The 11798-nt window shown below is 74.4% G+C and carries 12 protein-coding genes and 1 riboswitch; of the genes, 6 read left to right on the top strand and 6 right to left on the bottom strand.

Annotated features, from left to right (window positions below; all coding sequences use genetic code 11):
- Positions 1-86 precede the first annotated feature (86 nt).
- The 4 genes from C2142_RS06275 to C2142_RS06290 all read left to right on the top strand — a co-directional run bounded on the left by C2142_RS06275 (position 87) and on the right by C2142_RS06290 (position 3546).
- Positions 87-1379 carry a sugar kinase gene (locus C2142_RS06275; protein ID WP_241002409.1) on the top strand — a complete coding sequence of 431 codons (1293 nt, stop codon included), beginning with the start codon at positions 87-89 and terminating at the stop codon, positions 1377-1379.
- Positions 1376-2119, top strand: coding sequence for an IclR family transcriptional regulator (locus tag C2142_RS06280; RefSeq protein ID WP_148641467.1), 744 nt, complete (start codon positions 1376-1378; stop codon positions 2117-2119). Before C2142_RS06275 ends, C2142_RS06280 begins: the two co-directional genes overlap by 4 nt.
- Before the next feature lie 113 nt (positions 2120-2232).
- Complete coding sequence (locus C2142_RS06285; protein WP_148641468.1) at positions 2233-2658, top strand: RidA family protein; 426 nt, start codon at positions 2233-2235, stop codon at positions 2656-2658.
- Positions 2659-2826: 168 nt separating this feature from the next.
- Positions 2827-3546 carry a DUF2470 domain-containing protein gene (locus C2142_RS06290; protein ID WP_148641469.1) on the top strand — a complete coding sequence of 240 codons (720 nt, stop codon included), beginning with the start codon at positions 2827-2829 and terminating at the stop codon, positions 3544-3546.
- A gap of 606 nt (positions 3547-4152) precedes the next feature.
- On the opposite strand, the gene C2142_RS41455 is transcribed toward C2142_RS06290, so the two are convergent.
- Positions 4153-5193, bottom strand: a complete 1041-nt coding sequence (locus C2142_RS41455) for a LysM peptidoglycan-binding domain-containing M23 family metallopeptidase (protein ID WP_148641470.1) — start codon at positions 5191-5193, stop codon at positions 4153-4155.
- Between the two features lie 5 nt (positions 5194-5198).
- Positions 5199-5356, bottom strand: a riboswitch (cyclic di-AMP (ydaO/yuaA leader).
- 310 nt (positions 5357-5666) lie between these two features.
- Here C2142_RS41455 and C2142_RS06300 point away from each other — a divergent pair.
- The gene (locus C2142_RS06300) at positions 5667-7220 is read left to right on the top strand and encodes an MFS transporter (RefSeq protein ID WP_241002410.1); all 1554 of its coding nucleotides are present in this window, start codon (positions 5667-5669) and stop codon (positions 7218-7220) included.
- A 7-nt stretch (positions 7221-7227) separates the two neighbouring features.
- On the opposite strand, the gene purB is transcribed toward C2142_RS06300, so the two are convergent.
- Positions 7228-8658, bottom strand: a complete 1431-nt coding sequence (purB, locus tag C2142_RS06305) for an adenylosuccinate lyase (RefSeq protein ID WP_148641471.1) — start codon at positions 8656-8658, stop codon at positions 7228-7230.
- Positions 8659-8669: 11 nt separating this feature from the next.
- Positions 8670-9296 (bottom strand): SRPBCC family protein, encoded by a 627-nt coding sequence (locus C2142_RS06310; RefSeq protein WP_241002411.1) that lies wholly within the window; start codon positions 9294-9296, stop codon positions 8670-8672.
- 78 nt (positions 9297-9374) lie between these two features.
- Here C2142_RS06310 and C2142_RS06315 point away from each other — a divergent pair, with 78 nt between their 5' ends.
- On the top strand, positions 9375-9959 hold the full coding sequence (locus C2142_RS06315; protein WP_148641472.1) for a TetR/AcrR family transcriptional regulator: 585 nt from the start codon (positions 9375-9377) through the stop codon (positions 9957-9959).
- Between the two features lie 50 nt (positions 9960-10009).
- Here C2142_RS06315 and C2142_RS06320 read toward each other — a convergent pair whose 3' ends face one another.
- The 3 genes from C2142_RS06320 to C2142_RS06330 form a co-directional block, all read right to left on the bottom strand.
- On the bottom strand, positions 10010-10465 hold the full coding sequence (locus C2142_RS06320) for a MarR family transcriptional regulator (RefSeq protein WP_148641473.1): 456 nt from the start codon (positions 10463-10465) through the stop codon (positions 10010-10012).
- An 83-nt stretch (positions 10466-10548) separates the two neighbouring features.
- Complete coding sequence (locus C2142_RS06325) at positions 10549-10968, bottom strand: DUF3037 domain-containing protein (RefSeq protein ID WP_148641474.1); 420 nt, start codon at positions 10966-10968, stop codon at positions 10549-10551.
- Positions 10965-11720 carry a HipA family kinase gene (locus tag C2142_RS06330; RefSeq protein WP_174315593.1) on the bottom strand — a complete coding sequence of 252 codons (756 nt, stop codon included), beginning with the start codon at positions 11718-11720 and terminating at the stop codon, positions 10965-10967. The genes C2142_RS06325 and C2142_RS06330 overlap by 4 nt, the downstream gene beginning before the upstream one ends.
- Positions 11721-11798: the final 78 nt, after the last annotated feature.

An 11798-nucleotide genomic window follows, 5' to 3' on the forward strand; every position in this document is an offset into this window, starting at 1 on the left:
TGCACATGCTGGCATCACGGTTCTAGCATCGGCGCCGGACCAAGGTCAACGGAACGGCCGGCCGCAGCACGCGAGGAGCCCAGCAGATGCCCCGACAGGACACCGCCGCGAGCTCGGGCACCCCGCAGCCCACACCTGCGACGGCGGTCTGTGTCGGCGAGTCGATGGCGGTGCTGCTGCCGGACCGACCGGGCCCGCTGGAGTCGGTGGAGAACTTCCGGCTCTCGGTCGGCGGCGCCGAGTCCAACGTGGCGGGCGCGCTGTCCGCCCTCGGCGTGCCGAGCGCGTGGATCAGCCGGGTCGGCGACGACGGCTTCGGCCGCCGCCTGCTCGCCGACGTCGCCGCCCGCGGGGTGGACGTCTCCGCGGTCGCCGTCGACCCGCACCGCCCGACCGGCCTCTACCTCAAGGAGGTCGGCGGCAGCACGGGCCGCCGGCACGACCTCGGACCCGGGCGCAGCCGGCTGCACTACCACCGCCGCGGCTCGGCCGCCGCCGCACTCTCCCCCGCCCTGCTGGCGGACCCGGCCGCCGCCCGGCTGCTGGCCGGCGCCGGGCTGCTGCACCTGTCCGGCATCACCGCCGCCCTCTCCGACGACTGCCTGGCCCTGCTGCGCGCCCTGCTCGCCGAGCGCCGCCCGGGCCGGCTGGTCAGCTTCGACCTCAACTGGCGCCCCGCCCTCTGGCGCGACCGCGATCCGGCCGTGCTGCCGCCGCTGCTGGACGCCGCCGACGTGCTGCTGCTCGGGGCCGACGAGGCGGAGGCCGCCTTCGGCACCGGCGACCCGCAGGCGCTGCGCCGCCGCTTCCCCTCCCCGGCGACCGTGGTGGTCAAGGACGCCGCCCGGGTGGTCACCGCACTGGACCGGGACGGCACGGCCGTCAGCGAGCCGGCCCTGGCCGTCGAGGTGGTCGAGGCGACCGGCGCGGGCGACGCCTTCGCGGCCGGCTACCTGGCGGGCACCCTGCGCGGCCTGGACCGGCGCCGTCGGCTGCGGCTCGGCCACCTCAGCGCCGCCTGTGCGCTGACCGCCCACGGCGACCAGGCCGAGCTGCCCCCCGCGCCCGCGGTCGACGCCCTGCTGGCGGCCTCCGCCGAGGACTGGGCGGCGACCCGCGTGTCGGCGGACGGCATCGTGTCCCCCGCCCTGCCGGCGACCGTGATCCTGCCGGCGATCGCACCCCTGCCGGCGAGAGGCGGCCAGTCGGCGACAGACTCCCTGCCGACGACAGCAGCAGCCCTGTCAGCGACAGACTCCCTGCCGACGACAGCAGCGGCCCTGCCGACGATCGCGGGCCCGGCGCCGGGCGCGGCCGCACACCCCCGCCCGGCCACAGACCCTCGACCGGTCCCCTCCCCGGCCCTTGGAGCACCATGAGCCAGACCGTCACCCGCGCCCTGCGCATCCTCGCCGAGCTCGGCGAGGGCGAGCGCTCCCTGGACCAGCTCGCCGAGGTGCTCGGCGTGCACAAGACCACGGTGCTGCGGCTGCTCCAGAGCCTCGAAGGGGAACGTTTCGTCTACCGGGACCCGGCCTACCGCTACCACCTGGGCGCCGGCCTCTTCGCCCTCTCCGGCCTCGCCCTGGAACAGCGCGGCATCCGCCGGATCGCCGCCCCGCACCTGGCCGAGCTGAACGCCGCCACCGGCCAGACCGTGCACCTGGCCGCGTACGAGGGCGGCGAGGTGGTCTACATCGACAAGTACGACTCGCGCCACCCGGTGCGCATGTACTCGCGGATCGGCCTGCGCGCGGCGCTGCACAGCGCGGCGGTCTCCAAGGTGCTGCTGGCCGACCTGCCGGTGCCCGAGCGGCGCCGCGTGGTGGCCGGCATCGACTTCACCCCGCACACCGCCCGGACGCTGACCACCCCCGAGGCCCTGCTGGCCGAGCTGGAGAAGGTCGCCGCCCAGGGCTGGGCGCAGGACCACGCCGAGCACGAGGCGTTCATCAACTGCGTGGCCGCGCCGATCCGGGACGCCGGCGGACGCGTCGTCGCGGCCGCCTCGATCTCCGTCCCGGACGTCGTCCTCCCCTACGAACAGGTACTGGAGCTGCTGCCGCAGCTGCTCGCCACCACCCGCGCCGTCTCCGCCGACTGCGGGCAGACGCCGTAGGGCGTGCCGGACACGCCCCCGATCGGCTGAAGACCGGCCGCCCCGGCACCCGTCCCCACCTGACACACCTGACATCCGCCCCGACACGGGCGACGCACGAGCGAAGGAAACCCATGAGCGAGCACCCCGGCCTCCACCAGAAGACCGAGATCCGCACCGACGGCGCCCCCGCCCCGGCCTGGATGTTCTCCCAGGGCGTCCGCAAGGGCCCGATCCTCCAGGTCTCCGGCCAGGGCCCGCAGGACCCGGCCACCGGCGAGTACCTCCACCACGGCGACGTGAAGGCGCAGACCCGGCGAACGCTGGAGAACGTCAAGGCGATCGTCGAGGCCGGCGGCGCCACCGTCGAGGACGTGGTGATGTTCCGCGTCTACCTCACCAAGCGGGCCGACTTCCCGCTGATGAACGAGGTCTACGCCGAGTTCATCGCGGAGAACATCAAGCCGGGCGGTGTGAAGCCCTGCCGCACCACGGTCTTCGTCGAGCTGCCGCAGGAGCCGATGCTGGTCGAGATCGACGCGCAGGCCGTGATCGGCTGACCGCCCGCGCACCCGCGAAGGGCCCGGACGGCTGACCGTCCGGGCCCTCCCGCATCCCACGCCGCACGGCACCGCGCCACGACGGACTCCCGCCGGAATCCCGCCTCCACCTTGCCCTCCCTCGGCAAACTCATTAGGTTAGGCTCACCTAACTCACTGGAGGTCGCCATGAGTCTCGTCCCCGCCGACGTCGAGGTCTCCGAGCCCACCGCCGCCGAACGGGTCTGCAGCCTGCTCGACGCCGCCTCCTCGGTGGTGATCCGCGCCTGCGGCGAGCACCACGACCTCGACACCCCGGTCGCGGTGCACGGGTCCCGGCTGCGCCTGAGCGCCCCGCTCGACTCGCCGCTCACCCTCGCGGCGACCGGCGAACCGGACGGCCTCGCCGTCGTCCTGGACCTCACCGACATCGCCCCGGTCGCCGTCCGCGACCGGGTCCGCGGACGTCTCACCCTGGCCGGCCGGCTCCGCCTCGCCCACCTCGCCGACGACGGCGTCAGCGTCCACCTGCGCCTGGACGTCGCCCACGCAGTCCTCGCCACCCCGTACGGCACCAGCGCGCTCACCGGCGCCGACCTCGCCCTCGCCTCGCCCGACCCGCTCGCCCGCCTTGAGGCCGACCTGCTCACCCACCTCGCGGACGACCACCGCGATGCAATCACCATGCTGACCCGGCTGCTCGACCCCCAACTCCTCACCGGACGGCCGAAGATCCACCCGCTCGCGCTCGACCGGTACGGCCTCGTGCTCCGCCTGGACCACCCGGACGGCCATCGCGACGTCCGCCTGGTCTTCGCCGAACCAGCCCGCGACACCGAGGAGTTCGGGCACCGCGTGCACCAGCTGCTGACCGCCGCACACAGCGGGCTGCCCGCCCACCGGTTCTGACCGGACGGACGGGCGGCGAACACTGACGGTTCATCAGAACTGATTGGTCTGCAACGGTGGGCCTGCGCCGACCAGCCCGACCGCGGTCACCGACCGGACCGGCGAGGCGATGTGGAACAGCCCGGGCCCGGCCATCGCGGCGCCCGAACCACCCACGCCGTACCAGGCGTTCAGCGGGTTGACCGCCCCGGCGGCGAAGCCGTCCGGCCCGCCGCGTCCCCGCTCCGGACGGCCGTCCGGCCCCCTTCACCCGACGCGCCCTGCCGCCCGTCGGACCGGTCGGACGATGACCGCCCGACAGCATCGGGGCCCTGCGAACACACCCGCAACGGACAGGCGGCCAGGCAACACGGGTGGGAAGTTGACGCTCCATTCGGTTAGGAACCCGCCGCTTTCGAACGGAATTGACCCGGAGCCACCCCGAACACCCCCCAAAACGGCGGTCGGCCCGGCTCGCGAAGGAGGTTCGCGAGCCGGGCCGGCCTGGGCGTGTCCCGCGCCCGTTGTTCCGCCGTTGGTACGGAGATCACCCGGTCGAGCGGTCACCCGACATGACCATCCCGGAGATCATTCGCCCCGTACCCTGCGGTGGTCTCTGCCCGAAGGTCAGATGGAGACGCCGTGCGCCCGCAGGTAGGCGATCGGGTCGATGTCCGAGCCGTACTCCGAGCCGGTGCGGATCTCGAAGTGCAGGTGCGGGCCGGTCACGTTGCCGGTCGCACCGGAGAGGCCGATCTGCTGGCCGACGGTGACGGTCTGACCGATCTTCACGCCGATCGAGGACAGGTGCGCGTACTGGGCGTACTTGCCGTCGGCGAGCTTGATCTCGACCTCGTTGCCGTAGGCGCCGCCGTTGCCGGCCTTCACCACGGTGCCGGCCGCGACGGCGCGCAGCGGGGTGCCGGTGGAGGCGACGAAGTCAGCGCCGGTGTGGTGGCCGGAGGCCCACATCGAGCCGGCCACACCGTAGGCGGTGCCGAGCTTCGGGTTGGCGACCGGGGAGACGTAGCCGGAGGTGCTCGCCACCGCGGCCGGGGCCGGGGCGGCGGTCTGGGCGGCGGGCTTCGCGGCGGCCGGGGCCGGCTTGACGGCCGGGGCCTGCGCGGGCTTGGCGGCCTGGACCGGCTTCGGGGCGGCGGCCGGGGCGGCCGGCTTCACGGAGTCCTGCGAGGCGGACTTCGCGGGGGCGGCCGGCTTGGCGGCCTCGGCGGCGGCCGGGGCGGCGGCGGCCTTGGCACCCAGCGCGAGCTTCTGGCCCGGGAAGATCAGGTTCGGGTTGGTGCCGACGACCGAGCGGTTGTGGTCGTACAGCGCCTGCCAGCCGCCCTCGACGTGCTTGGCGTTGGCGATCTTCGACAGGGTGTCCCCGCCGGCGACCTTGTAGCTCTCCTCGGCCGGGGCGGCGGCGGGAGCGGCGGCCGGGGCGGGGGCCTCGGCGGCCGGCTGCGCGGCGGCGGCCGGGGCGGCGTCGACGCTGGTGGCGCCGGTCCAGGTGCTAGTCTGCGCGGGCTTCGCGGCCGGCGCGGTGTGGGCCTGGGCGCTGATGGTGGTCACCAGCGGAAGGGCGAACGCGGCGCCGGTCACGGCGGTGGCGATACCGATGCGGGCGGCGCGGGGCAGGGCGATACGACGAGCCTGTACGGCCATGGGGGTTTTCCTCTCCGACGCCTGCGAGGTGAGCTGTCGGGTTCGGGCTGGAGTTGCCCGGCCGCATGCGCGGCTTCACCCCAAGCCGGACCGTGAATTCCGGTCCGGCGACTTACCTTTGGGTCCCCCGCTCCTGCCGTACAGAGTTCAGTTCGTACCACCGGGCAGCGGCAGGACTAGGCGTTCCACCCGGTGGCCACCCGGGCCAACGCCGGGCGGTCGCTGAACTAAAACCCATCCGTCCGGGTGAAGCAATGTCGATCTCGTGAACCGGCAACAAAAGCCGGGGGCGCAGTGACGCTCCGAATGATCGGCTGCACAGTACGTGCACAATCGATTAACCGCGCGCCACTGATCCACGACGCTCCGCCGATTTCGGTGTCCGTCCGCATGCGATCACCTACGGAAAGCCATTCGCCGACACACCCCCGGTGACCCTTGTCACGTCAGCTCCCGGGGCGGACGATCGGGCCGTGGCCACCTCCGAGGCCGGCACCCTGCGCCTGGGCACCGCGCAGGGCCGCTGGGTACTACTGGCGACGGTGCTCGGCTCCAGCATGGCGATGCTCGACGGCACGGTCGTGAACGTCGCCCTGCCCCGGATCGGTGCCGATCTCGGCGCCCCGCTCGCCGCCCTGCAGTGGACGCTCAACGCCTACCTGCTCACCCTGGCCGGGCTGATCCTGCTCGGCGGCGCGCTCGGCGACCGGTACGGCCGGCGCCGGGTCTTCCTGCTCGGCGTGGTCTGGTTCGCCGCCGCCTCGGCGGCCTGCGCCGCCGCGCCCACCATCGAGGTGCTGGTCGCCTCCCGCGCCGTTCAGGGAATCGGCGGGGCCCTGCTCACCCCCGGGTCACTGGCGATGCTCCAGGCCGTCTACCACCCGGACGACCGCTCGGCGGCGGTCGGCCTCTGGTCCGGCCTCGGCGGGGTGTCGGCCGCGGTCGGCCCCTTCCTCGGCGGCTGGCTGGTGGACGGCCCGGGCTGGCGGTGGATCTTCCTGCTGAACGTCCCCCTGGCCGCCCTGGTCGTCCTGGTGGCCTCCCGCCACGTGCCGGAGACCCGGGACGAGAGCGCGACCGGACGGTTCGACGTGCTCGGCGCGGTGCTGGCGGCACTGGCCCTCGGCTCCGTCACCTATGCGCTGACGGCGGCGGGCGACGGGCTCTCCGCCGGGGTCTGGGTGACCGGCGTGGCCGGGCTGTTGCTGGGCGCGGCCTTCGTCGTGGTCGAACGCCGCACCCGGGAGCCGATGCTGCCGCTCGGCCTCTTCTCCTCCCGGCTGTTCACCTCGGTGAACCTGGTCACCCTCTGCGTCTACGCCGCCTTCAGCGGGGTGTTCTTCCTGCTGGTCGTGCAGTTGCAGATCGTCTCCGGCTTCTCCCCGCTGGTCTCCGGGCTCGCCCTGGTGCCGATCACCCTGCTGATGCTGACGCTCTCCGCCCGGGCGGGCCGGCTCGGCAAGCGGATCGGCCCCCGCGTGCCGCTCACCGTGGGCCCGCTGCTCTGCGCGGCCGGCGTGCTGCTGATGCTGCGGATCGGCGCGGACGCCTCGTACTGGACGGACGTCCTGCCGGCCGTCACCGTGATGGGCTGCGGGATGGTGCTGCTGGTCGCACCGCTGACGGCGACCGTGCTGGCGGCGGTGGAGGTCCGGCACGCGGGCATCGCCAGCGGTGTCAACAACGCCGCCGCCCGCGCGGCCGGCCTGCTCGCGGTCGCGGCGCTGCCGGCACTGGCCGGGCTCAGCGGCGACGCCTACCGGGTGCCGGCCTCGGTGGACGCGGCCTTCCGCACCGCGATGCTGATCTGCGCCGGGCTGCTGGCCACGGGCGGGCTCATCGCGGCCGCCACCGTCCGCGGCAACGTCCTCGCGCCCGAGGACCACCAGGTGGCCGAGCCGGACTGCCGCTACTCCTGCGGCACCAACGCCCCGCCGCTCGACCCCGGCCACCCCGGTACCGGGACGGCCCCCGAACACGGCGAGGGCCCCGCCACCGGATCGGCGACGGGGCCCTCGAAGGCCTGACGGAACGTCAGAGGATGTCACCAGGCGCGTACTTGGCGGCCTCGGGGTAGGCGGCGGCGACGGCCTCGATCCGGCGGACCACCTCGGCCACCTGCGCACCGGCCGCGCCGGTGAAGGAGAGCCTGTCGGCGAGCAGCGCGTCCAGGGCGACCCGGTCCAGCGGGATGCGCTCGTCCGCGGCCAGCCGGTCCAGCAGCTCGTTCTCCCGGGCACCGGCCCGCATGGCGAGCGCCGAGGCGACGGCGTGCTCCTTGATGACCTCGTGCCCGGTCTCCCGGCCGACGCCCGCGCGCACCGCACCCATCAGCACCTTGGTGGTGGCCAGGAACGGCAGGTAGCGGTCGAGCTCGGCCTCGATCACGGCGGGGAAGGCGCCGAACTCGTCGAGGACGGTCAGGAAGGTCTCCAGCAGGCCGTCGAAGGCGAAGAACGCGTCCGGCAGCGCGACCCGGCGGACCACCGAGCAGGAGACGTCGCCCTCGTTCCACTGGTCGCCGCCCAGCTCGGCGGTCATCGACGCGTACCCGCGCAGGATGACGGCCAGGCCGTTGACGCGCTCGCAGGAGCGGGTGTTCATCTTGTGCGGCATCGCGGAGGAGCCGACCTGGCCCTCCTTGAACCCCTCGGTGACCAGCTCGTGGCCGGCCATCAGGCGGATCGTCTTGGCCAGGCTGGACGGCGCGGCGGAGAGCTGCACGAGGGCGGTGAGCACCTCGAAGTCCAGCGAGCGCGGGTAGACCTGGCCGACGGAGGTCAGCACGTTGTCGAAGCCGAGGTGGCCGGCGACCCGGCGCTCCAGCTCGGCGAGCTTGTCGGTGTCGCCGCCGAGCAGGTCCAGCATGTCCTGGGCGGTGCCGACCGGGCCCTTGATCCCGCGCAGCGGGTAGCGGGCGATCAGCTCCTCCAGGCGGCGGAAGGCGACCAGCAGCTCGTCGGCGACGGTCGCGAAGCGCTTGCCCAGCGTGGTGGCCTGCGCGGCGACGTTGTGCGAGCGGCCGGCCATGACCAGCTCGGCGTGCTGGGCGGACAGCCGGCCCAGGCGCACCAGCACGGCGACCGTCCGGTCGCGGACGTGCTCCAGCGACTGGCGGATCTGCAGCTGCTCGACGTTCTCGGTCAGGTCCCGGGAGGTCATGCCCTTGTGGATCTGCTCGTGGCCGGCGAGCTCGCTGAACTCCTCGATCCGAGCCTTCACGTCGTGGCGGGTGACCCGCTCACGGGCGGCGATCGAGCCGAGGTCGACCTGGTCGATCACCCGCTCGTAGTCGGCGACGGCGCCTGCGGGCACCTCGACGCCGAGGTCCTGCTGGGCCTTCAGGACGGCAAGCCACAGGTGGCGCTCAAGGACCACCTTGTGCTCGGGGGACCACAGCTGGGCCAGGGTCGCCGAGGCGTACCGGGAGGCCAGGACATTGGGGATCTGGGGCTTCGCGCTCACGCTTCGCAAGCCTAACAGCCGAGGTCAGCCGGAACGCCGCCGGATCGGGTGGGCCGGACCGCCATCCTCTCGCGGCCCGCACACGGCGGCCGCACCCCCTCCCCACGACGCCCGCCCACCCCGCTCACCCCCTGGCGCGCCCCGGCCCGCAGCGCCCGCCGCAGCAGCCTGACCAGCGGGCTCCAGCGCACCGGCCGGGCCACCGCGCCCGTGCAGGCGCGTTCGGCCCGGTCCATCGCGTCCTCGATCAGCGCGTCGTGCAACGGCCGGAAGAGCAGCGGCCAGCTCAGCAACGCCGGGCCGCGCGCGTGCATCGCCAGGGTGTGCCGCAGCACCGTCCGCCCGCCGTCCGCCCGGTGGACGGTGCACTCGTGGAAGCCGTCGAAGCCGCGCGGCCCGGTGAAGGCGAACCGCACCCACCGCCCGGGGACGTACGCCGCCACCGTGTACCGCACCGGTCCGTGCCCGCCCGCCGCACCCACCTCCAGCCCGGGCCGCAGCACCATCGCCGGCCAGCCGGAGACCGGCCAGAGCCGGTCCGCCGGACCGGCGGCCAGGCTGTCCACCAGCGCGCCGACCTCCTCCTCCCCCGCCGCCAGAACCCGCTCGTGCACGTTGACCACGGCCCGCCCCGCCACAGCACCACCCCGGTTCCCCGGCCTCCCCGGCCGATTATAGAGAGAACTCTCTAATACCGGCACAGTACTCTCCCCCACATGCCCAGGCCACCCCGGTTCGACGAATCCCAACTACTGGACGCCGCCACCCGCCTCGCCGCGGAGGCCGGACCGGCCGCCGTCACCATGGCCGCCGTCGCCAAGGCGGCCGGCGCCCCCAGCGGCTCGCTGTACCACCGCTTCCCGCACCGGCCCGCCCTGCTGGCCGCGCTCTGGCTGCGCACGGTGGAGGACTTCCAGGCCACCTGGCTGGAAGCCCTCGACACACCCGGCGACCCGGCGACGGCGGGTACGGCGGCGGCCCGCGCGGCGGTCGCCTGGTGCCGGCGGAACCCCCTGCGGGCCGTGCTGCTGTCCTACGGACCGGACGACTTCGGGCGCGCCGAGTGGCCCGCCGAACAGGCCGGACGGGCGGACCGCGGCAACGCCAGGATCCGGGCGGCGGTGGCGGCGTTCACCCGACGGCTCGACGCGACCGCCCCGGTGGACGCCGCACGCGTGACCCTCGCGCTGGTGGACCTGCCGCTCGCCATCGCCCGCCGTCACCTGCGCGCCGGCGCGACCCTGCCCCCGTACGCCGAGGAACTGGCCGAGAGCACGGCCCTGCGCCTCCTGGCGCCCTGACCCGCGCCCGGCGGGGCGGGGGCGGGGGCGGGGGCGGGGGCGGTCTGGGACTACTGACCGCCGGCGGCCCGGCCGGTCAGCACCGGCAGCACCTGGGCGCAGATCGAGTGCAGCGACACCCGCTGCTCGTCCGTCATCGCCTCGAAGGCCTGGTGGGTGCGGGCCATCTCGGCCCGGATCAGGCCCAGGATCTCCCGGCCCTGCCCGGTGATCACGACGATCTTGACCCGTCGGTCACCGGCCGCCGCCTCGCGGTTGGCCAGGCCCAGCGACTCCAGCCGGTCGACGATCCCGGTCACGTTGGAGGCGTCGCAGCCGAGCCGCCCGGCCAGCGCGCGCATCGGCACCGGCTCCTGCACCGCGCCGAGCGCCTTCGCCTGCGAGGAGGAGAGCCCGTGCCGCGCCGCCGCGGCCGCGAAGTCCTGGAAGTAGGCGGCGCCGACGGCGGCCAGCGCCTCCATCAGCTCGGCGTTGGTCGGTACGGTCGTCGTCGCTGTCGAACCCATGGGGCCAGGGTACGGCCGAGTGCTTCACCAACTCAAGCTTTGACCACGGCAAAGGTCCTCAGGCCAACCGCCCGAACGGTACCTCAGAGCACCAGCTGGTCGAAGAGCCGCCGCAGCTCCGCCTCCGGGTCGGCCGTCAGACCGGTGTGCACCGGGCCCGGCTGGACGACCGCACTGCGCGGCGCCGTCAGCCAGCGGAACCGCTGCCCGGGACTGTCGGCCGCGGCCGGACCGGCCGCCGGCCCGCCCGCGCAGACCGCCTCGATCCCGTGCAACGCCCGCCGCACCCCGGCGACGTCCGCCACCGGGTCCAGCGCCAGCAGCCGGGCCTGGTCCAGGTGGGTCCGCGCGGCCAGGTGCGCGCTCTGCCGGCAGTACAGCAGCACACCGACGTTGACGCACTCGCCGCGCTCGACCCGCGGCACCGCCCGGATCACCGCGTACTCGTAGTCGTGCAGTTCGGCGACGGCCGGCAGGGCGGCCGGCGGTACGGACCCGGTCATGCGGACACCTCCGGCAGCCAGTCGCGCGGACCGGCCAGTCGCCCGGTCAGCTGGGCGCGGTACGCGGCGCGCACCGCCTCGGGCGAGTCGAACCCCGGCTCGTCCACCAGCCAGACGTCCGGGATCTGCGCCACCGCCGCCTCGACCGCCGCCTCGGCGAGGGGGGCGAGCGCCTTGTCCGCCGCCACCAGGTCCGGTTCGGCCCGCAGCAGCGCGTGGTCGGAGGCGTCGTACGGGCGGCGGACCCACCCGGCGGCGCCGGCCCAGTGGTGGTGGAAGATCAGGCTGGCGCCGTGGTCGATCAACCGCAGGCCACCGGTGGCGACCAGCAGGTTGGGGTTGCGCCAGGAGCGGTCCACGTTGCCGATCAGCGCGTCGAACCAGAGCACCTGCCCGGCCAGACCGGCGTCCACGTCGAAGCAGAGCGGGTCGAAGTTGAGCGCACCGCTGACGAAGGCCATGCCCAGGTTGACGCCGCCACTGGCCCGCATCTGGTCCTGGACCTGCGGGTCGGGCTCGCTGCGGGCGAGCACCGGGTCGAGGTCGACCGTGACCAGCTCCGGCACCGGCAGGCCGAGCCGTCGGCCGAGTTCACCCGCCAGCACCTCCGCCACCAGGGCCTTGCGGCCCTGCGCGGCGCCGACCCATTTCAGCGCGTACAGCCGCCGGTCGTCGGCCTCGACCAGGCCCGGCATCGAGCCGCCTTCTCGCAGTGGGGTCACGTAGCGGACCGCCGTCACCTCGGGGAGCACGCCGGACAGCCTATCGGGCAGATGCGCGGCCGGTGCCCTCCCGAACGGCGTCCGCCGCCATCTCCGCCATCCGCGCCG

It is taken from the genome of Streptomyces sp. CB01881, assembly GCF_002953255.1.
GTDB lineage: Bacteria > Actinomycetota > Actinomycetes > Streptomycetales > Streptomycetaceae > Kitasatospora.

Excerpts from the sequence above, each read along its gene's own strand:
- C2142_RS06275 (WP_241002409.1), top strand. The coding sequence starts at position 87 with ATGCCCCGACAGGACACCGCCGCGAGCTCGGGCACCCCGCAGCCCACA.
- C2142_RS06280 (WP_148641467.1), top strand. The coding sequence starts at position 1,376 with ATGAGCCAGACCGTCACCCGCGCCCTGCGCATCCTCGCCGAGCTCGGC.
- C2142_RS06285 (WP_148641468.1), top strand. The coding sequence starts at position 2,233 with ATGAGCGAGCACCCCGGCCTCCACCAGAAGACCGAGATCCGCACCGAC.
- C2142_RS06290 (WP_148641469.1), top strand. The coding sequence starts at position 2,827 with ATGAGTCTCGTCCCCGCCGACGTCGAGGTCTCCGAGCCCACCGCCGCC.
- C2142_RS41455 (WP_148641470.1), bottom strand. The coding sequence starts at position 5,193 with ATGGCCGTACAGGCTCGTCGTATCGCCCTGCCCCGCGCCGCCCGCATC.
- C2142_RS06315 (WP_148641472.1), top strand. The coding sequence starts at position 9,375 with ATGCCCAGGCCACCCCGGTTCGACGAATCCCAACTACTGGACGCCGCC.
- C2142_RS06320 (WP_148641473.1), bottom strand. The coding sequence starts at position 10,465 with ATGGGTTCGACAGCGACGACGACCGTACCGACCAACGCCGAGCTGATG.
- C2142_RS06325 (WP_148641474.1), bottom strand. The coding sequence starts at position 10,968 with ATGACCGGGTCCGTACCGCCGGCCGCCCTGCCGGCCGTCGCCGAACTG.